Genomic DNA, 19,264 nt, shown 5'->3' on the forward strand with positions numbered 1-19,264 from the left:
CCTACTAATTGCGTACCAGTCGACTGGAAAACCCGCCACGCTCGGTTAACATGCGCGGCAATTACCTGCTATCAAGGCTGTGCCGTGTATTTTGGCCCTTCCCCACCGCGTTCTTCACTGCTGATGGCGCTGATTGTCAGCAACACCGTGATGGCCGATGACCTGTTTCTCGACAGCCAGTCCCTGCCCCAGGTACTGACCGCCACGCGCCTGAAACAGTCGCCGGCCGCAGTGCCCGGTAGCATGACGGTGATCGACAGCGAATTGATCAAAGCCAGCGGTTCGCGGGATATCAGTGAACTGCTGCGCCTGGTGCCGGGGATGATGGTCGGTAATATCAGCGGCAATCAGGCCGCGGTGAACTATCACGGCAGCAACGCCCGGGAAGCGCGACGCATGCAGGTGCTGATCGACGGTCGCTCGGTGTATCGCGCCGGCCTTGCGACCGTGGACTGGAGCGATATTCCGGTGGCCCTGGAGGATATCGAACGCATCGAAGTCTTCCGCGGGCCCAATACCGTCAGCTATGGCGCCAATGCACTGATGGCGGTGGTCAATATCATCACCCGTTCGCCGGCCGACAGCCACGGGACGCGGATGAAGGTCAGCCGTGGCCAGCGCGGTATCAATGACTGGTATGCAAGCCAGGGCAGCGGCTGGGAAACCGGCGACCTGCGCCTGTCGCTTTCCGGCCAGGAAGATGACGGCTTCGATGCGGATCGCAGCGGCGCGGATTACCGCGACAGTCGCCGCTTGAACCGCATGAGCCTGTCCGTCAGCCAGATGCTCGACGAACAGCAAAGTATCGATTGGCAATTGAATGCCAAGGATGGCACCAATCAGCGGCCTTATACCTATCAACCGGTCTTCCCCGGTATCACCGCGGCAGGTAATAGTTCTGACGTCATCGCCAAGGACTATGCCGGTTCGTTGCGCTGGAACCTGGACATCAACCCGGATCACAGCCTCTATGTTCAAGGATCGGCGCAACGCTGGGACCGCCAGCAGACTTGGCGGGCCTGCGACGCCGAGGTCTCATTCAGTCCGGAACTGACCCGACTCTGGCAGCTCGACCCGAACTACGCCGAACGCCTCGCCCGGCACATGGACAACTACACCGGCACCGGGGCACCACCCGGAGCACCGGCGCAACAGGCACTGGCCAATCAGGTGCTGGAGCAATGGAAAGGCGGCGCGAAACAAACCCTGTGCGGCGATATCGACCAGAGCGCCCGCGAGTCGCGCTATGACCTCGAACTGCAGGATACTCTCAGCCTGTCCGATAACCTGCGGCTGGTCAGCGGGATCAGCTATCGTTACGACCGAGCAGTCTCCGAGACCTATTTCAATGGCACCCTTGATGACACCATCTGGCGTCTGTTCGGTCAGCTTGAGTGGCGCGCCAGCGAACACTGGCTGCTGCAGGGCGGTGCCATGTTTGAAGACACCCGGTTGATTGGCAGCTCATTGACCCCACGGGTCGCAGTCAATTATCTGATAACCCCGCGCCACGGCCTGCGCGCGGTGTACTCGGAAGCCATTCGTTCGCCCGACATGTTCGAGAACAACGTCAACTGGAGCTATCGAGTCACCAACCTGAGCCCCAGAGCCTATGGACAATCCAGTGCCCGGTACTTCGTCAAGACCCGCGGTCCGGGTGACCTTGAGCAAGAACACATGCGTTCGCGGGAACTGGGCTACAACGGCTTCTTTGCCGATGTCGGGCTGACCGTCGACTCAAAGTTGTTCTACGACGAGATCACCGGAATGATCAGCGAGCCGCTGCGTAATAACCAATATATCGCCAGCAACTCGAATTCCTCACGCTTCACTGGCAGCGAAACCCAGCTGGACTGGCGCATCAGCGCTGCGGACCGCTTGCGCCTGACTTATGCCTACGTGGACGCAAAGGCGAGCAACCCGCTCGACCAGCACCTGACCGCCCGCAACAGCGGTTCGGCGGGTTGGCTGCGCGATTGGGGTCAGGGCTGGTCCAGCGCGCTCTTCTACTATGGCAACAACGCCCTCAATGGCTATCGCTTCGAGCGGGTCGACACGCGGATCGCCAAGCGCCTTGCCTTGGGCAAGGCCAGCCTGGAACTGGCCGGGGTACTCCAGCAACGGCTCGACGACCAGCCCACCAGCTTTGTCGATAACACCTACGACAAACGCCACGTGCTCTACTTCAGCGCGGAGTTAGAGCTCTAGCATGGATCACTATCAGTCACGGACGATGCCAACCCTGGGCCGCCTGTTCGGGTCAGTGTGTCTGGGGATCATCTGCCTGCTCGCCAGTCATGCCAGCCGCGCCGCCGAGATTGTGCTGACGGGTGCTCAAGACAGCCCCGGCGTACAGTCCTTCACTCGGGCCTTGAGTCAATTGCGGCCCGAAGACCAGGTGCGTTTCAGCTCGCTGGCGACCCTGCCGGCACCGAGCCAGCTGCCTGCGGGCACGCGCCTGATTCTGCTCGACCTGCCAAGCCTCGACTGGCGGCTGCAAGAAGCCCAAGGGCCGGCGACCCTGGTGCTGCGCATCACTCGGTTGCAAGCCCGGCAACGTCTGGGCAGCGCCCTGCCGGAACGCCTCAGCCTGCTGTGGAGCGATCCGCCACTGGACCGTCAATTGCGCCTGATCCAGAGCATCCTGCCGCAAGCCCGGCGGGTCGGCGTGCTCTATGACCGTCACAGCGAATTTCTGCTGAAGGAACTGCGCCAGCAAGCGCAACCGCTGGGCCTGGAAGTCATCACCGGGCGTTGGGACAACACCAGTGACAGCCGCCCACTGCAGGTCCTGATGAAAAACAGCGACGTGCTGCTGGGTCTCAACGATAACGACCTGTACAACCCGAAAACCGCGAAGAATCTGCTGCTCAGCAGCTATGTCCGACAGCTGGCGCTGATCGGCCCCAATGCCGCTTTCGTCAAGGCCGGGAGTCTGGCCAGCACCTACAGCGATCAAAACGACTGGCTGGCCACCCTCGACACGTTGCTCGACCGCCCGCCCGCCAATTGGCCGCGAGCGCTGTATCCACAACAATTCAAAGTGGCGAGCAACCCGCAAGTGGCGCGCTCGCTGGGTATCGAACCGATTGACGAACAGTCTGTCGCCACCCGGCTGGCCGCAAGAGAGCACCGCCCATGACCTTCCGTCGCCGCTGGGACATCAATACCCGCACCCAGATCATCAGCCTTGGCCCGGCCTTGCTACTGACCTTGCTGCTGATCAGCTTCTTTACCTTCGTGCGAATTCAGGATTTGCGCCAGGAGCTGAACCACACAGGCCAGCTGATTGCCAACCAACTGGCGCCCGCCACCGAGTATGGGGTGATTTCCGGTAACAACGAGGTGCTCGAAAGCCTGTTGAAGGCCACCCTGGCTACCCCGCACGTGCGTTTCCTGGAGGTACAGGACAGCGCCAACAACATTCTGGTGTACGTCGAGCAGCCTTCGGAAACCATCAACCGCTCGCAACAGGTAGAAGTGTTTCAGGCCCCGGTACGCCTGCAACGGATCCACCTGAACACAGACTTCTTCGCGGACGGCAAAGCATCGGCCAACGCCCCGCGGGAGGATTACCTGGGTCGGGTAATTGTCGGCATGTCGAACGATGCCTTCAGCCAGCGCCAGCAGGAAATCCTGCTCAAGGCGGGCGTCCTGGCGCTGTTCGCCTTGCTGTTCACCTTTCTCCTGGCCAGGCGCCTGGCCGCCAGCCTGTCGCAGCCGATCAGTGCCATGGGCAATGCGGTCAAGGCCATTCAACAGGGCGACTACAGTACCCCGCTGCCAATCGTCGACGATGCCGAGCTTGGCAACTTGTCACGGCATATCAACAACCTCGCCGACGGCCTCGAGCAAGCCAGCCGAGAACAGCATCAGGCAATGGCCCAACTGATCCAGACCCGCGAAGAAGCGGAAAAAGCCAACAACGCCAAATCCGACTTCCTCGCGATGATGAGTCACGAACTGCGCACGCCGATGAACGGCGTGCTGGGGATGCTGCAACTGCTCGAAACCACCGAGATGACCGAGGAGCAGATCGAATATGCGGCGCTGGCCTCGGAGTCCACCGAGCACCTGCTCAAAGTGATCAATGACATCCTCGACTTTTCGCGCATCGAGCGCGCGGCACTGGAACTGGAACATATCCCGTTCAATCTTGCCGAACTGATCACCTGTTGCGCCCAGGCGTTCCAGCACAGCGCGGCGCAGCGTGGTCTCAATCTTGAACTGCAGATTCCGGCCGGCATGGAGTCGCTGCAGGTCCAGGGCGATCCCACCCGGATCCGGCAGATCCTGGTCAACCTGATCGGCAATGCGTTGAAGTTCACCGAACAGGGTAGCGTGACCATCGAGCCGCAGTGGCAAGCCCTGGATCACCAGTTACTGTGGTTTACCTGCAGCGTACGCGACAGTGGCATCGGGATATCGGCGCAAAGCCTGGAGCAGATGTTCAATGCCTTTCAACAGGCCGACAGCTCGATTTCCCGACGGTATGGCGGCACCGGGCTCGGTCTGCCGATTGCCCGCACCCTCGCCGAACGGATGGGGGGCACCCTGCGCGCCCGGAGTGAAGAAGGCCGTGGCTCGGTGTTTACCCTGGAGATACCCTTGGCGCTGTACCAGCAGAGTCTGCCAGCGTTGACACCCAGGGTGCATTCAACCAATGGCCATGGCGAGGGGCGCAACGTGCTGCTGGTCGAGGACAATCCGGTCAACCAGACCGTGATCGAAGCGATGTTGCGCAGCCTGGGCTACATCGTCAGCGTCGCCACCGACGGTGCGCAAGCCATTCGCAGCGCCGAGAGCCTGATATTCGAAGCCATTCTGATGGACTGTCGATTGCCGCTGATCGATGGCTATGAAGCGACCCGCCAGATCCGCCAACTGCCCGGCTGCGCCGAGCTGCCAATTATTGCCCTGACCGCCAACGCCTTGCAGGGCGATCGCGAGGCCTGCCTGGACGCCGGGATGAACGATTATCTGGCCAAGCCGTTCAAACGCACTGATCTGCAGCAAATTTTGCAACGTTGGGTTCAGTAGAACAGAGGTTTCGACGATCTGCGACTGGCGTGAAATGCGAAAGTGCGGCAGTCTTAGGCACCCGAACAGGCCCATAAACAGGCTTGGATAATAATTTCAGTGCACAAGTGTACATTCGTGCCCTTGGTGCTGTGACTTTCACTACAACGCAATAGTCTATGAGTAGGCTGTCGATTCGAAGCATGAACGCTTCAATCGCTCGGGAAGATTTGCCCCACCCTGCCGCATGGGACTATTGAGGAGCTCGCATGACCAAACAAAACGCCTTTACTCGGGAAGACCTGCTGCGCTGCAGTCGCGGTGAGCTGTTCGGCCCAGGTAACGCGCAACTGCCCGCCCCGAATATGCTGATGATGGATCGCATTACCCATATCAGTGCCGAGGGAGGCAAGGAAGGCAAAGGTGAGTTGGTCGCCGAGCTGGATATCACTCCGGACCTGTGGTTCTTCGCCTGCCACTTCGAAGGCGATCCGGTAATGCCCGGCTGCCTTGGCCTGGATGCCATGTGGCAGCTGGTCGGTTTCTTCCTCGGCTGGCAAGGCCTGCCTGGTCGTGGTCGTGCACTGGGCTGCGGGGAAGTCAAGTTCACCGGCGAAATCCTGCCGACCGCTAAAAAAGTGACCTATAAAATTGATATCACTCGCACTATTATAAATCGCAAACTGTCCGTGGCATTCGCCGATGGCAGCGTTAGCGTCGACGGCCGCGAGATTTACACAGCCAAAGACCTCAAGGTTGGCTTGAACAAAACCACTGACAACTTATAAGGGTTATCCGCATGCGCCGCGTCGTAATCACTGGTCTGGGCATCGTTTCGTGCCTGGGCAATGACAAAGAGACCGTCTCCGCTAACCTGCGTGCAAGCCGCCCTGGCATCCGATTCAACCCGGAATATGCCGAAATGGGTCTGCGTAGCCAGGTTTCCGGCTCCATTGACCTCAACCTCGAAGAGCTTATAGATCGCAAGACCTATCGCTTCGTCGGCCATGCAGCGGCTTACGCGTACCTGGCCATGAAAGACGCAATCGCTGATTCCGGTCTGACCGAGGAACAAGTCTCCAACCCGCGTACCGGCCTGATCGCCGGCTCCGGCGGCGCGTCGACCCTCAACCAGATGGAAGCGCTGGACATCCTGCGCGAGAAAGGCGTGAAGCGCGTCGGCCCGTACCGCGTCACGCGGACCATGAGCAGCACGGTTTCCGCTTGCCTGGCCACGCCATTCAAGATCAAGGGCTTGAACTACTCCATCGCTTCTGCCTGCGCCACCAGTGCTCACTGCATCGGTAGCGCCATGGAACAGATCCAGATGGGCAAGCAGGACGTCGTGTTTGCCGGCGGCGGCGAAGAAGAACACTGGAGCCAGTCGTTCCTGTTCGACGCCATGGGCGCCCTGTCGAGCCAGTACAACGAAACCCCGGAAAAGGCTTCCCGTGCCTACGACGCCAAGCGTGACGGTTTCGTCATTGCCGGCGGTGGCGGCATGGTCGTGGTTGAAGAGCTGGAACACGCTCTGGCCCGCGGCGCGAAGATCTACGCGGAAATCGTTGGCTACGGCGCGACCTCCGACGGCTACGACATGGTCGCTCCAAGCGGCGAAGGCGCCATCCGCTGCATGCAGATGGCCATGTCCACCGTTGATGGCCCGATCGACTACCTGAACACTCACGGCACCTCGACTCCGGTCGGCGATGCCAAGGAGATGGAAGGTGTCCGCGAAGTGTTCGGCGACAAGGCTCCGGCCATCAGTTCCACCAAGAGCCTGTCCGGTCACTCCCTGGGCGCCGCCGGCGTTCATGAAGCGATCTACTGCATGCTGATGATGGAAGGCAACTTCATGGCCGGCTCGGCCAACATCGACGAACTGGACCCAGCCGTCGCTGACATGCCGATCCTGACCAAAACCCGCGAGAACGTCACGCTCAACAACGTGATGAGCAACAGCTTCGGCTTCGGTGGCACCAATGCCACCCTGGTCCTGAAGCGTTGGCAGGGCAAGTAATCTGCCTCTGAAAAAACGGCACCTGCGGGTGCCGTTTTTTTTGCCTGGTTGTTTGTCCGAAGGTAAAGCCTTGTAAAACCACCCGATGTAGTCAACGATGCTCTTTGGCCATCGTCCCTAGTCCTGTGCGACGGACCCTGCCCCTTTTCCTGAATGTTCAGGACTAAAGTTCGCGCACTTTACCCATACAAGACGTAATGACAGCAGACCCGACGGCCCTCGCGGACCCTGCTGCACTCTCGGCAAAAAGGGACGCCATGCCAGAATATGATCGCGCCGTCGGCTTCAGGTCCGCAATCGGATGCAACGATAACCCTAAGCGTTTGCACAGCCGCTGGTTACTCAGGATCTCTTCGATTACGGCCTTCTGTCTTTTCACCGCCGCCCCCGGATACGCTCAGAATTTACCGAATCCACCAAGCGTAACCAGCGCTGAAAAGGTAACGGTGAGTCAGGCGCAGCAAATGGTTTCCAGGGCCACCCTCGAAGCTGCTCGCTGGAGCGGTCCGGTATCCGGCCCGTCTGCCCGACGTGGCAAGAGCATCGCCTTGGTCGCGGAAGATTTGCGTAACGGGGGGATTCTCGGAGTCGCGCAGGGTGCCCGCGAGGCGGCTACGGCGATGGGCTGGACGTTGAAAATATTCGATGGCGGTGGATCAACGGTCGGGCGCGCGAAGGCTTTTGCCGATGCCTTGGCAGCAAAACCCGACGGTCTGGTTCTGTGCGGCTCCGATGCCCTCGAGAACAACGCGCAGCTGACCCCCTTCGCCCGCATGGGTGTGCCGGTGGTTGGCTGGCACGCCGGTGCACGACCCGGGCTGATTCGTGGCACGCCGGTGGCGATGAATGTCACGACTGATCCGCTGGAAGTGGCTCGCCTCACGGCCATGGCGGCAGTGGCACAGTCAAACGGACAGGCCGGCGTGGTCATCCTGACCGATTCCAGGTACAGCATCGCTACTGCAAAAGCCAAGGCCATGGAAAACGTGATCCTGGCCTGTCAGGAGTGCACATTGCTGGAAGTACGCGACGTCGCGATCTCGCAGAGCAGCGAGCAGATGCCTGCGCTCACCCGGGAACTGCTTCAACGCCATGGCAAGCGCTGGACTCATACGCTGGCCATCAACGATATCTATTTCGACTACTCGATTGTCGTCTTGACCGGTGCCGGGATTCCCAGCGACGGCATGAGTCTGCTGTCTGCCGGGGATGGCAGTGCTTCGGCGTTTTTACGCATACAGGCAAAGACCTATCAAACCGTCACCGTCGCCGAGCCCCTCAACCTGCACGGCTGGCAGGTGATGGATGAATTGAACCGGCTGTTTGCGGGGCAGCCAGTGAGCGGCTTCGTGGCACCGATTCATCTGGTCAATATCGACACTATCGCTTTTGATGGCGGGAAGAAATTTCAGTACGACCCGGACAATGGTTACCGAGATATCTACCGCCACCTTTGGAATCCCTGACATTGGACGTGACTTCCCGGCTCACAAGCCTGTATCGCCAGCTACTGCCGCAATCGCTGCGGGCGCAGTTCACACTGGCTTTTCTGGCATTGGCGCTGCTGATCCTGGCCGGTGGCGCGACTGCGGTCTACGCGTTACGGACCTCAAACAGTGCCACCCGCCAGCTGACGGATGAGCGTCTGGTCCGTATGCAATATGGACAGGACATGGTGCAGAACACACTGCTGATCGAACGCCAGACCGATCAACTATTGACGACCCGCTCTTTCGAAACCCTGCATTCAACCTATGCAGCGACCGTCGAACAGCTTGAAGCACTTGATCGGCTGGTATTGCAGCTGACGGCCGCGAACAATGGCGTAGCCATACTCGACGTGCATCAGTCGAGCCAGTTGTTCCGCAATACCGCCAACATCGTGGCGCAGCTGCGAGAAAGCAAGTTGCAAACCGAAGTCAGGTTCGAGCAAAGCCTGCAGGAGCGCATCGTCCAATTAACCGGAGCCCGGACCCAGGTCAGCATGGGACTGGCGGTTGTACTCTTTGACCTGCCGCAAGCTGAAAATAGCAAAGCCGTGCAACTGCTGCAGAGCCGGTACGAGAGCCTGTCACGAACCGCAAGCAAGTTACCCGTCACACCCGATCTGTTCGCCCTGCGTCTGAGGATCATCAACCAGCACGATGTCATACAGCGTTTCCATGAGGAACTGAAAAATCAGGCCGCCATGCTGGTCGCGGTGGCCCGGATGCAATCGAACGCTTACACCGAGGACTATCGCGAAGCCGTGCAACGCTTGGTCGAGGCTTCCAATCGCAGCCAGCAATGGGTGTTGATCATGTTGGGCGCCAGTCTGTTGTTCGCCTGGTTTGTGACCCGTGTTTTCATGGGCCGTCATGTACTCGCACGACTGAATGAAATAAGCCGGCAACTGCGCCAGGAGCACGTCGACGACGCGCAATTGATGATGGCCGAGCACGGCAAGGACGAGATTGGCAGCATGGCTCGCGCGGTGAATCAGTTCCTCGAGGACCGTCATCAGCTGGAAAGAAAAACGACCCTATTGAGTATCGCCACCGAGCGGCTCGCGGTGCAAAACACCCAACTGCAACAAGAGGCCGTGATCCGCGCCGGACAAGGTCAGGTCCTCGAGCTGATCGCCAGGAGCACCAAGCTCGAAGAAGTCCTCGACAGCCTCGCTCAACTGATCGAGTCCCAGCTGGAGGGAATGATGGTGTCCATCCTGTTGCTGGACGAGGATGGCGTGCACCTGCAGCATGGAGCAGCCCCCAGTCTGCCGAAGGCCTATACCCGACTCATCGACGGGGTTGCGATCGGGCCGAAAGTCGGTTCGTGCGGCACCGCGGTGTATCGACGAGAACCGGTCATTGTCACAGATATCGAGCAAGACCCGCTGTGGGAGGAGTACCGTTCACTCGCTGCGCCTTATGGATTTCGCGCCTGTTGGTCAACGCCGATTCTGTCCCATGAGCGCAAGGTATTGGGCACCTTTGCCTTGTATTGCCAAACTGTGCGCAGCCCGACCACGACCCAGACGCAACTGATTGAAATGGCGACGCAACTGGCCGGCATCGCAATAGAACGCCAGCACACCGAACAGCGTATCCGTTTCATGGGCGACCATGACGCGCTGACCGGACTGCCGAATCGCACCCTGCTCGAAGACCGTCTCAAGCAAGCGATACTTTACGCTCAGCGCTACGACCGTCTGGTGACGGTAGTGTTCCTCGACCTGGATAAATTCAAACTGGTGAACGACAGCCTGGGACACAGTGCCGGAGACCAACTGCTGAAAACCGTCGCCCAGCGAATGCTGGAGTGTGTCCGCCGTTCCGACACGGTGGTACGACTGGGTGGCGACGAGTTCGTGATTATCCTGTTCGACCAACCCTCCAACCTCGAGGGCATTACGCCGGCCGTGCACAAAATCCAGGAAGCCATCCTGCAGCCGATTCAGCTCAGCGGGCATACACTCCACGTCACGTGCAGCATCGGGTTGGCCACCTACCCTGCCGACGGCACGGACACCGACACCCTGCTCAGCAATGCTGACGCCGCCATGTACCGGGCCAAGGAACTGGGTCGTAACAGTTACCAGTTTTATACCCGCGAGATGAACAGCAAAGTTCAGGGCAAGCTCGCCATGCAAGACGGACTTCGCAATGCAATCAACCATAACGAGTTCCTGTTGCTGTACCAGCCGCAGGTGGATTTACAGTCGGGTCGGATTGTCGGCGTGGAAGCACTGATCCGTTGGCAGCACCCCTCGCTCGGCATTGTTTCTCCGGTGAAATTCATTCCGCAGGCCGAAGAGACTGGTTTGATCGTGCCCATCGGCGACTGGGTGATTCACACTGCGTGCAAACAGAACAAGGCCTGGCAGGATGCGGGCAGACCGCCGATTACCATGTCCGTGAACATTTCAGCACGCCAATTCATCGAAAGGGACCTGATCGACCGGGTGAGAAATGCCTTGCAAGAATCCGGACTGGACCCGATGTACCTTGAGCTGGAACTGACGGAAAGCCTGATCATGCAAGACCTTCAGCAAGCCGTGTGCACGATGAAGGAACTGCAAGCGATGGGGATCCGGCTCTCGATCGACGACTTCGGCACCGGTTACTCCAGCCTCGCCGCATTGAAAAGTTTTCCAATCGCTCGACTGAAGATCGACCAGTCTTTTGTGCGTGACCTCCCCGACAACGAGAATGACAAAGCCATTGCCACCGCGGTGATTTCGCTGGGACACAAACTGAATCTCAAGGTCATTGCCGAAGGTGTCGAAACCGAAGAGCAGAAAATCTTCCTTCGTGAAAACGGCTGCGATGAGATGCAAGGCTACCTGTTCAGCAAAGCCGTCAGCGCAGAACAAATCAGTCACTTGTTGCGCACTCCCCGGCGGTCTCAACCGGGGCTTGTGCAACATCATCAGACCTGACCCTGGCTCACACTGAAAACCGCGCCGCCATCCTGTTCAAGTCGACTGCCGGTCGCGACAACTCCTGCCTGAGCGCCGATCTAGCGCACGGTAAAGCGCTGTTGCGCCAACAACCGGTCGCCCTGGAACACCATGAAATGCCACTCGCCGGGGACAACTTCATGGCTTTCGGTGAACTCATAGGCCATCACGTCCTGGGGCGCGCCGGGCAACAGTTTCTGAGTCACTTCGATTTTATCGTGGCGCTGGCCGTCCGGGGTGCGGATACCCGGGGTGAAGTAGAGCAAGGTCAACGGCAGGTCTTCAGCCACTTTACCGGACAGTTGATAACGCAGGCCGAACTTGGTACCGAGTTTCGCCGGGACGATTTCTGTCTGTTCGATCTTCTGGTTGTTGCGGCGCAACACCCGCTCACCTGACTGCAACTCGGCTTTCGGGCTTTCGAAAACCCCGTACTCCACCGGGCCTTGCACATGAACTTCGGCACTGGCCAGGCCACTGATCATCATCAGCGCCGCCAGAGCGGTTAAACGGGTGAGGTGCATATCGCGCTCCTTGATTGAGATGGGCGCGAGGTTATGACGTGGGCATGACAGGCTGATGACAGATGCTTTTGTGGCGAGGGAGCTTGCTCCCGATCGGCCGCGAAGCGGTCGTAAAGCCGGCACATGCGGTGAGCCTGGAGGAACCGGGTGACCCGTTTGGGGTTGCTTCGCAACCCAGCGGGAGCAAGCTCCCTCGCCACAGGGGATCAGTGAAGTGGAACACCTGTCGGAGCAAATGTTCTATAACTGAATGCTGTTTCCTGCCGCGCGATCCCTTGCCGGGGCGCGACCTTTCTCACTGTCTATGAGGTTTTAACATGACCGTTACTGTCAATACCGAATCCAGCGAAGGCTTTCGTCACAGCATCCAGGTCGATGATCACCAATTCTTTACCGACCTGCCCAAGGCCCAGGGCGGCGACGATTCCGCCCCGGAACCCCATGACTACTTCGACGCCGCGCTGGGTGCCTGCAAGGCCCTGACCCTCAAGCTCTACGCGCAGAAAAAAGACATCCCGCTGACCGGGGTCACTGTCGAAGTCAAACATGACAACAGCCAGGAGCAGAAAGGCAAATACGGCCTGCAGGTCAAGCTGACCCTCAAGGGCGTGCTGACCGACGCCCAGCGCGAGGAACTGCACCGCGTGGCTGACCGCTGCCCGGTGCACAAGCTGATGACCAGCAGCGAAGTCAGCATCGAGACCATTTTGTCCGAAGGCGCTTTCAGCCAGTAGCGGCAACTGCCTTCTCAGCGGGTTATGCTTCTGGTTATAACCCGCTGAACCTGGAATGCACCATGAACACACCGACCGTGATCCGCCCGCGCGCCGAGGATGTCGAAGGTCAACCTATCCTGCGTCCGTTGCCGTCGGCCAAGTGCCGCAGCGTCGGGCCATTCGTGTTTTTCGACCATATGCTCCAGACCCGCTATCCGGCGGGCAAAGGCATGAACATCCGTCAGCATCCGCATATCGGCCTGTCCACTCTGACCTACCTGTTCGAAGGGGAAATCCAGCACAAGGACAGCCTTGGCTCGGATCAACGGGTGAAACCGGGCGAGGTCAGCTGGATGACGGCTGGCAGTGCCATTGCCCATGTCGAGCGCACTCCCGAGTCACTCAAGGCCAGTGGTTTCAGCATGCACGGCTTGCAAATCTGGCTAGCCTCGCCGAAAGAACACGAACAAGGCCCCGGCCATTACAGCCACTACCCGGCCGACAGCCTGCCGGTCAGCGATAACCTCGGGGTGCAGATCCGGATGATTGCCGGTTCAGGCTTTTGCCTGGAGTCTCCGGTACCGGTGCTCTCCCCAACGCTGTACGCCGAACTGCGCCTGCAGACGGCGACCACGCTGCTGATCCCCGATGAGCACGAAGAACGCGCGTTGTACGTGCTCGACGGCGACGCAGAGCTGGACGGCGAGTCCGTTGAAGCCCATTCGCTGGTGGTGTTGCCTGCCGGGGAAATCATGACCCTGTTCGCCCAAAGCGATTGTCACGCAGTGCTGTTTGGCGGTGCCCCGATGGACGGGCCGCGGCGAATCAGCTGGAATTTTGTGGCCAGCGATCCTGCGCTGATCGACCAGGCCCGCGCACGCTGGGCAGCCGGGGATTGGCCGAAAGTACCGGGAGAAACCGAACGGATCGAGTTGCCTGTGGGCCGAGCCGCGCCGACGCCGCTGTAGAACTTTCGACGCTTATTCTCCGGTGTCCGCTATATCGCAAAAAGATCGCAGCCTCGCCAACCCGGTCTATGTGAGCTGCCGAAGGCTGCGATCTTTTGATCTTTGTGCGGCAAAACCGAAATCAGCCCTTGAACACCTCATTCAGCAAATTGTGCATCGACGCAAACGCCCGGCTCGCAGTCCTGGCGTCATACATCATCTTGCCCGGCATATTAGCCTTCGGATCGGTGAAGGAATGCACCGCGCCGCCGTAGCTGAGCAGTTGCCAGTCGACACCGGCGGCATTCATCTCGTCTTCAAAAGCCGGCAGCTGCTCTTTGGGGACCAGCGGATCGCTGGCCCCATGCAGCACCAGCACCGAACATTTGATGTTCTTCGCATCCGCCGGATCAGGCGTATCCAGGGTGCCGTGAAACGACACGGCGGCTCTCAACGGCGCGCCGGTGCGGGCCAGTTCCAGCGCGCAACACCCGCCGAAACAAAAACCGAAGGTCGCCAGTTTCGAGGTATCAACAGCGGCTTCGCCCTGATGTTGCAGCGCTTCGAACGCCGCCTGCATACGCTTGCGCAGCAGGGCCCGGTCATTCTTCAACGGCATCATCGCCGCGCCCGCTTCGTCAGCATTTTGTGGACGAACCGCCTGACCATACAGGTCGGCAATCAGCACCACATAGCCTTGGGTGGCCACCGACTCGGCAATCTTCTCGGCACCGGCGCCGACTCCCATCCAGTTTGGCGCCATCAACAGACCCGGTCGCGGGCCTTTCTGGCTGGCGTCAAAGGCCACACGACTTTCATAGGGTTGGCCATCGACCTGATAGACCACGGAACGAACAGTGATTGGGCTCATTTCAACTCCTGTTAACGGATCACCAGATAAAAAAAACCCGCCGAAGCGGGTTTTCTTACAACCTTGTTAAACCGACAGCTCAACCAGTAGCTTGTTCAACCGGCGGACATAGGCGGCCGGGTCTTTCAAGCTGTCCCCGGCGGCCAGGGCAGCCTGATCGAAGAGGATGTGCGACAGATCGCCGAAACGTTCTTCGCCCTGCTCATTGTCGAGTTTCTCGATCAACGGGTGAGACGGGTTGAACTCGAAAATCGGCTTCGAATCCGGGACTTTCTGGCCGCTGGCTTCGAGGATCTGACGCATCTGCATGCCCAGGTCCTGCTCGCCGATCGCCAGGATCGCCGGAGAATCGGTCAGACGGTGGGAAACCCGTACTTCGCTGACAGCCTCGCCCAACGCGGTTTTGATCCGTTCGACCAGACCTTCTTTTGTCTTGGCGACTTCTTCTGCAGCTTTCTTGTCCTCTTCCGAGTCCAGATTGCCCAGGTCCAGATCACCGCGCGCCACGTCGACAAAGCCTTTGCCGTCGAAGTCGCTGAGGTAGCTCATCAGCCACTCGTCGATACGGTCGGTCAGCAGCAGCACTTCGATGCCTTTCTTGCGGAAGACTTCCAGGTGCGGGCTGTTCTTGACCTGCGCGTAGGTTTCGCCAGTCAGGTAGTAGATCTTGTCCTGGCCTTCCTTGGCACGAGCCAGATAGTCGGCCAAGGCAACCACTTGCTCGCCGCCCTCTTCATGAGTCGAGGCGAAGCGCAGCAGGCCGGCAATTTTCTCTTTGTTGGCGAAGTCTTCAGCCGGGCCTTCTTTCATGACCTGACCGAAGTTCTTCCAGAAGCCCTTGTATTGCTCAGGCTCGTTCTTCGCCAGTTTTTCCAGCATGTCGAGCACACGCTTGGTCAGCGCCGACTTCATGGAGTCAATGATCGGGTCTTTCTGCAGGATTTCCCGCGACACGTTCAGCGACAGGTCGTTGGAGTCGACAATGCCCTTGATGAAACGCAGGTACAGCGGCAGGAACGATTCGGCCTGATCCATGACAAACACGCGCTGCACGTACAGCTTCAGGCCTTTCGGCGCTTCACGCTGGTACAAGTCGAACGGGGCGCGGGTCGGTACATAGAGCAGCGAGGTGTATTCCAGCTTGCCTTCGACCTTGTTGTGGCTCCAGCTCAGCGGGGTCTCGAAATCGTGAGCGACGTGTTTGTAGAACTCCTGGTATTCCTCGTCTTTCACTTCAGTGCGAGGGCGAGTCCACAGGGCGCTGGCGCGGTTGACGGTTTCCCATTCAACGGCAGGCTTGTCTTCGCCTTCGACGGCGGCCACTTCTTTCGGCAGCTCGATCGGCAAAGCGATGTGGTCGGAGTACTTCTTGATGATATTGCGCAGACGCCAGCCATCGGCGAACTCGTCTTCACCGGATTTCAGGTGCAGCACGATGCGGGTACCGCGATCGGCTTTCTCCAGGGTCGCGACGTCGAACTCGCCATGGCCCTTGGACGACCAGTGCACGCCTTCGCTGGCAGCGAGGCCGGCACGGCGGCTGAACACGTCGACTTTATCGGCAACGATGAACGCGGAGTAGAAACCGACACCGAACTGACCGATCAGGTGCGAATCTTTTTTCTGATCGCCCGAGAGGTGCTTCATGAAATCGGCGGTGCCGGACTTGGCGATGGTCCCCAGATGGGTGATCGCATCTTCGCGGCTCATGCCGATGCCGTTGTCTTCGAGGGTGACGGTTTTAGCGTCCTTGTCGAAGCTCACACGGATTTTCAGCTCGGCGCCGCCTTCCAGCAAATCAGGTCGGGACAGCGCTTCGAAACGTAATTTGTCGACTGCGTCAGAGGCGTTCGAGATCAATTCGCGAAGGAAAATTTCCTTGTTGGAATACAGCGAATGGATCATGAGGTGCAGCAGCTGCTTTACCTCGGTCTGGAAGCCCAGGGTTTCCTTTTGAGTTTCCACGCTCATGGTCATCAAACTCCAATTGGATGGCATTGGCCGCGCCCAGCATGGGTGGCGGCGGGATGTCATCAAAGTTGGGGGCTAAGACGAAGATTTCAAGGGCGGGCGCAACATCGGTTGTTTCCTATGCCGCGGCATAGGAAACAACCGATGTCGCGCCCTAGGTTTCTTCAATCTTGAAATGTGCGCGAGCCGTGGCGATAGGCTCGGCCTCAGTGCTCTGCCATGCAGTGATCGCGACGTTCGCCACCCGTCGGCCCTGACGGCAGACCTGGCATTTGGCAAAAGTGTCGCGAAACTGCCCGGCACGCAGGTAGTCGAGGGAAAAGTCGATAATTTTCGGCACCCCGGGGGACCCGGTGAAGACCAGCAAATGCAGGGCCGCGGCAAGCTCCATGAACCCGGCAATGACCCCGCCATGGATCGCTGGCAATAACGGGTTACCAATATTGTCCTTGTTGGCCGGCAAACGAAACAGTAACTCATCGCCCAGGCGCGAGCACTCGACTCCGATCAGTTTGGCATAGGGGATGCACTCCATCAGTGCGGCGTAATCACCCTGGGCATGAGCTTGCTGCAGTTGCTCCTTGAATTTATCCGTCATTGCGCACCGCCACTGATTGCACCGGCAAAACCTTTTGTTCCTTTAATGCCCTTGCCCATGCGCATAAAGGTGCCCACTGCATGCGCAATCGGCTGCTCGGGGTCATCCTGATAAGCAAAGCCACGAGCGAATATCACATCGGTGGTCACTCGATAGCACTGGGCAAACCCATAAACATTCTTGTGGGGTTCAGCGGGATGCATGTAGTCGATACGCAAGTCGAGGGTCGGACAGACTTCGAATTCCGGCAATACGCACAAGGTCGCCATGCCACAGGCAGTGTCCATCAAGGAAGTTAGTGCTCCTCCGTGTATCACCCCGGTCAGCGGATTACCGACGATGTGCGGGCTGTAAGGCAGCATCAGCGTGATGCCGTCTGTCGATGCGCCATGAACGCTGATTCCCAGCACCTGACAGTGCCGCAGGGCAGATAGAAAGCGCGTCGCGCGTTCAAAAACAAGGTTTTGCGCCATTCGGTTAACTCTCTTCTTAGTGTCGGCGTGGTGCAATTATCGAATCGCGTAAAAGTTCCATGATCGACATGCTTAATATATCTACGCATTGGAAGGAACTTAACCTGTGAGCCTGTGCTCGAAAGGCCAGAAGATATCTTCACTAAGGAGAAACACCCCATGCGTAAGACTTTAGCTATTGCCTTGATGTTGACCGCTACCCTCGGTCTCGCTGCCTGCGATAAAAAATCCGAGGACAAAGCTCAAGATGCAGCCAAACATTCTGAGGAAGCTCAGCAAAAAATGAACGAAGCTCAGGATAAAGTGAACGAGGCCGCGAAAGAAAACGCCGAAGCTGCCAAAGCTCAAGCTGAATCGAACAAAGCTGCTGTTGAAGAGAGCGCTCCGGCAACGGCGCCTAAAACCAACTAATCCGGTTTTAGCTCTTCCAGGTAAAGCCCGCCTTGTGCGGGCTTTTCTTTGTCCGCACATTGTTCAGATCAAGACAGTGCGAAAAGTTGGACTAAGCATCAATAACAGCGTGCAGACAAATCCGATACCCCATACCAGACTGCGCTGCCAGGCCAGGTCCGTCCAATAGCAAAGCAGGTAAAGCACCCGGGTGATCACAAAGATGATTGCCAGCAAATCGATCAGCCATCCCGCCGTCTGCGTGGTGTGCGCCATCAACACCCCCGCCGCGAACAGTATGAAGGCCTCGAAACTGTTTTGATGGGCTGCCAGCGCGCGGGCGCCAAAACCGCTCAATTGCGCCTGCTGGTTGCGCGGCGAATGGTTGTCATAACCGCCCAACGCCTGCATCTCCCTGGCGACCGGGATCTTGGCGATGATTATCAGCAGCGCGCTGATGAACACGCACCAGAACGGGATACTCATTGATTGATCTCCTTGACCACCTCGGGCAATGGCGCCTCAGTAGGGGTATAGACCATGACGTCCAATACGTCGGAATGAAATTCCCGGTGATACAACACAAACACCACCCCGGCACTCATCAGCATGAACAGCCAGGGACTGACGAACCAGGCCAGCATGGTCATGCCGAAGTAGTAAGAGCGCAAACCAAAGTTGAACTGGTTGGCGGCCAGCGAGATAACTCGCGCGGCACGCATGGCAAAAGCCTTGCGCTCCTGTTCGGAGACATGTCGCTCGCCAATCATTGGCGCCGAGCCGACCAGAATCGCTGCGAAGTTGTACTGACGCATGCACCAGCTGAAGGTAAAGAAGGCATAGACAAAGACCACCGCCAGGCACAGCAGCTTGATCTCCGACATGCCCTGAGAGGCCTGTTGCACCATCGGAATGTCCGCCAGCAGCGACACCGCCCGGTCGGAAGCGCCGAGCACGGTGAGAATACCGGCCAGGATAATCAGGGTGCTCGAGGCGAAGAACGACGCATTGCGCTCCAGATTGCCGATCACACTGGCATCGGCAATGCGATTGTCACGCAGCAGCATGCGGCGCATCCAGTCTTCGCGATACAAATGCAGCACGCTGGCCAGGCACGCAGTGTCGCGGCCCTTCCACGTGGCGTAACGGGTGTAGCCGCCCCAACAGATGACGAACCAGAGCGCGGCGAGGATGTGGATCAGATTGGCTTGAATGAACGACATGCAGGTCCTTGTGATGAGTGGCGGAACACTGAAACCTTGTGGGATTTGCAATGCTTCGACGTTAACTCAAG

The 19,264-nt window shown here is 58.7% G+C and carries 17 protein-coding genes; 10 read left to right on the forward strand and 7 right to left on the reverse strand.

Features of this window, described 5'->3' with window-relative positions:
• Window positions 1-84 precede the first annotated feature (84 nt).
• The 7 genes from AC3IUA_RS20735 to AC3IUA_RS20765 all read left to right on the forward strand — a co-directional run bounded on the left by AC3IUA_RS20735 (window position 85) and on the right by AC3IUA_RS20765 (window position 11,459).
• Window positions 85-2,208: a TonB-dependent receptor plug domain-containing protein gene (locus tag AC3IUA_RS20735; RefSeq protein ID WP_489356777.1), complete on the forward strand. Its 2,124-nt coding sequence runs from the start codon at window positions 85-87 to the stop codon at window positions 2,206-2,208.
• 1 nt (window position 2,209) lies between these two features.
• Window positions 2,210-3,142, forward strand: coding sequence for an ABC transporter substrate-binding protein (locus AC3IUA_RS20740; protein WP_489356778.1), 933 nt, complete (start codon window positions 2,210-2,212; stop codon window positions 3,140-3,142).
• Window positions 3,139-5,040: an ATP-binding protein gene (locus AC3IUA_RS20745; RefSeq protein ID WP_489356779.1), complete on the forward strand. Its 1,902-nt coding sequence runs from the start codon at window positions 3,139-3,141 to the stop codon at window positions 5,038-5,040. Before AC3IUA_RS20740 ends, AC3IUA_RS20745 begins: the two co-directional genes overlap by 4 nt.
• Before the next feature lie 248 nt (window positions 5,041-5,288).
• Window positions 5,289-5,807, forward strand: a complete 519-nt coding sequence (gene fabA / locus AC3IUA_RS20750) for a 3-hydroxyacyl-[acyl-carrier-protein] dehydratase FabA (RefSeq protein WP_489356780.1) — start codon at window positions 5,289-5,291, stop codon at window positions 5,805-5,807.
• 11 nt (window positions 5,808-5,818) lie between these two features.
• A complete protein-coding gene (gene fabB, locus AC3IUA_RS20755; protein WP_489356781.1) occupies window positions 5,819-7,039 on the forward strand; it encodes a beta-ketoacyl-ACP synthase I in 1,221 nt (406 codons plus the stop codon).
• Window positions 7,040-7,503: 464 nt separating this feature from the next.
• Window positions 7,504-8,505, forward strand: a complete 1,002-nt coding sequence (locus AC3IUA_RS20760; RefSeq protein ID WP_489356782.1) for a substrate-binding domain-containing protein — start codon at window positions 7,504-7,506, stop codon at window positions 8,503-8,505.
• A complete protein-coding gene (locus AC3IUA_RS20765) occupies window positions 8,493-11,459 on the forward strand; it encodes an EAL domain-containing protein (RefSeq protein ID WP_489356783.1) in 2,967 nt (988 codons plus the stop codon). Before AC3IUA_RS20760 ends, AC3IUA_RS20765 begins: the two co-directional genes overlap by 13 nt.
• Window positions 11,460-11,539: 80 nt before the next feature.
• Here the strand turns inward: AC3IUA_RS20765 and AC3IUA_RS20770 are convergent, their stop codons facing one another.
• Complete coding sequence (locus AC3IUA_RS20770) at window positions 11,540-12,004, reverse strand: DUF3859 domain-containing protein (RefSeq protein WP_489356784.1); 465 nt, start codon at window positions 12,002-12,004, stop codon at window positions 11,540-11,542.
• Between the two features lie 317 nt (window positions 12,005-12,321).
• Here AC3IUA_RS20770 and AC3IUA_RS20775 point away from each other — a divergent pair, with 317 nt between their 5' ends.
• Both AC3IUA_RS20775 and AC3IUA_RS20780 read left to right on the forward strand, forming a co-directional pair.
• The gene (locus AC3IUA_RS20775) at window positions 12,322-12,738 is read left to right on the forward strand and encodes an OsmC family protein (protein ID WP_489356785.1); all 417 of its coding nucleotides are present in this window, start codon (window positions 12,322-12,324) and stop codon (window positions 12,736-12,738) included.
• Window positions 12,739-12,800: 62 nt separating this feature from the next.
• Complete coding sequence (locus AC3IUA_RS20780) at window positions 12,801-13,688, forward strand: pirin family protein (protein WP_489356786.1); 888 nt, start codon at window positions 12,801-12,803, stop codon at window positions 13,686-13,688.
• 121 nt (window positions 13,689-13,809) lie between these two features.
• On the opposite strand, the gene AC3IUA_RS20785 is transcribed toward AC3IUA_RS20780, so the two are convergent.
• The 4 genes from AC3IUA_RS20785 to AC3IUA_RS20800 all read right to left on the reverse strand — a co-directional run bounded on the left by AC3IUA_RS20785 (window position 13,810) and on the right by AC3IUA_RS20800 (window position 17,580).
• Entirely contained in the window at window positions 13,810-14,538 is a 729-nt protein-coding gene (locus tag AC3IUA_RS20785; protein WP_489356787.1) for a dienelactone hydrolase family protein, read from the reverse strand.
• A 66-nt stretch (window positions 14,539-14,604) separates the two neighbouring features.
• Entirely contained in the window at window positions 14,605-16,509 is a 1,905-nt protein-coding gene (htpG, locus tag AC3IUA_RS20790; RefSeq protein WP_489356788.1) for a molecular chaperone HtpG, read from the reverse strand.
• Window positions 16,510-16,663: 154 nt separating this feature from the next.
• Window positions 16,664-17,107, reverse strand: coding sequence for a PaaI family thioesterase (locus tag AC3IUA_RS20795; RefSeq protein WP_489356789.1), 444 nt, complete (start codon window positions 17,105-17,107; stop codon window positions 16,664-16,666).
• A complete protein-coding gene (locus tag AC3IUA_RS20800; protein ID WP_489356790.1) occupies window positions 17,104-17,580 on the reverse strand; it encodes a PaaI family thioesterase in 477 nt (158 codons plus the stop codon). Before AC3IUA_RS20800 ends, AC3IUA_RS20795 begins: the two co-directional genes overlap by 4 nt.
• A gap of 159 nt (window positions 17,581-17,739) precedes the next feature.
• Between AC3IUA_RS20800 and AC3IUA_RS20805 the strand changes: the two genes are divergently transcribed.
• The gene (locus AC3IUA_RS20805) at window positions 17,740-17,991 is read left to right on the forward strand and encodes a hypothetical protein (RefSeq protein ID WP_489356791.1); all 252 of its coding nucleotides are present in this window, start codon (window positions 17,740-17,742) and stop codon (window positions 17,989-17,991) included.
• Window positions 17,992-18,054: 63 nt separating this feature from the next.
• On the opposite strand, the gene AC3IUA_RS20810 is transcribed toward AC3IUA_RS20805, so the two are convergent.
• Together AC3IUA_RS20810 and AC3IUA_RS20815 are read right to left on the reverse strand one after the other, a co-directional pair.
• Window positions 18,055-18,456, reverse strand: a complete 402-nt coding sequence (locus AC3IUA_RS20810) for an MAPEG family protein (RefSeq protein ID WP_489356792.1) — start codon at window positions 18,454-18,456, stop codon at window positions 18,055-18,057.
• On the reverse strand, window positions 18,453-19,193 hold the full coding sequence (locus AC3IUA_RS20815; protein ID WP_489356793.1) for a DUF599 domain-containing protein: 741 nt from the start codon (window positions 19,191-19,193) through the stop codon (window positions 18,453-18,455). The genes AC3IUA_RS20810 and AC3IUA_RS20815 overlap by 4 nt, the downstream gene beginning before the upstream one ends.
• Window positions 19,194-19,264: the final 71 nt, after the last annotated feature.

The organism is Pseudomonas sp. KH_050 (assembly GCF_057838875.1).

What these genes read in the sequence shown, in the direction of transcription:
- AC3IUA_RS20740 (WP_489356778.1), top strand. Translation starts at nt 2,210, where the DNA reads ATGGATCACTATCAGTCACGGACGATGCCAACCCTGGGCCGCCTGTTC.
- fabB (WP_489356781.1), top strand. Translation starts at nt 5,819, where the DNA reads ATGCGCCGCGTCGTAATCACTGGTCTGGGCATCGTTTCGTGCCTGGGC.
- AC3IUA_RS20800 (WP_489356790.1), bottom strand. Translation starts at nt 17,580, where the DNA reads ATGGCGCAAAACCTTGTTTTTGAACGCGCGACGCGCTTTCTATCTGCC.
- AC3IUA_RS20815 (WP_489356793.1), bottom strand. Translation starts at nt 19,193, where the DNA reads ATGTCGTTCATTCAAGCCAATCTGATCCACATCCTCGCCGCGCTCTGG.
- AC3IUA_RS20810 (WP_489356792.1), bottom strand. Translation starts at nt 18,456, where the DNA reads ATGAGTATCCCGTTCTGGTGCGTGTTCATCAGCGCGCTGCTGATAATC.
- htpG (WP_489356788.1), bottom strand. Translation starts at nt 16,509, where the DNA reads ATGAGCGTGGAAACTCAAAAGGAAACCCTGGGCTTCCAGACCGAGGTA.
- AC3IUA_RS20780 (WP_489356786.1), top strand. Translation starts at nt 12,801, where the DNA reads ATGAACACACCGACCGTGATCCGCCCGCGCGCCGAGGATGTCGAAGGT.
- AC3IUA_RS20745 (WP_489356779.1), top strand. Translation starts at nt 3,139, where the DNA reads ATGACCTTCCGTCGCCGCTGGGACATCAATACCCGCACCCAGATCATC.
- AC3IUA_RS20760 (WP_489356782.1), top strand. Translation starts at nt 7,504, where the DNA reads ATGGTTTCCAGGGCCACCCTCGAAGCTGCTCGCTGGAGCGGTCCGGTA.
- fabA (WP_489356780.1), top strand. Translation starts at nt 5,289, where the DNA reads ATGACCAAACAAAACGCCTTTACTCGGGAAGACCTGCTGCGCTGCAGT.
- AC3IUA_RS20795 (WP_489356789.1), bottom strand. Translation starts at nt 17,107, where the DNA reads ATGACGGATAAATTCAAGGAGCAACTGCAGCAAGCTCATGCCCAGGGT.
- AC3IUA_RS20775 (WP_489356785.1), top strand. Translation starts at nt 12,322, where the DNA reads ATGACCGTTACTGTCAATACCGAATCCAGCGAAGGCTTTCGTCACAGC.
- AC3IUA_RS20785 (WP_489356787.1), bottom strand. Translation starts at nt 14,538, where the DNA reads ATGAGCCCAATCACTGTTCGTTCCGTGGTCTATCAGGTCGATGGCCAA.
- AC3IUA_RS20805 (WP_489356791.1), top strand. Translation starts at nt 17,740, where the DNA reads ATGCGTAAGACTTTAGCTATTGCCTTGATGTTGACCGCTACCCTCGGT.
- AC3IUA_RS20770 (WP_489356784.1), bottom strand. Translation starts at nt 12,004, where the DNA reads ATGCACCTCACCCGTTTAACCGCTCTGGCGGCGCTGATGATGATCAGT.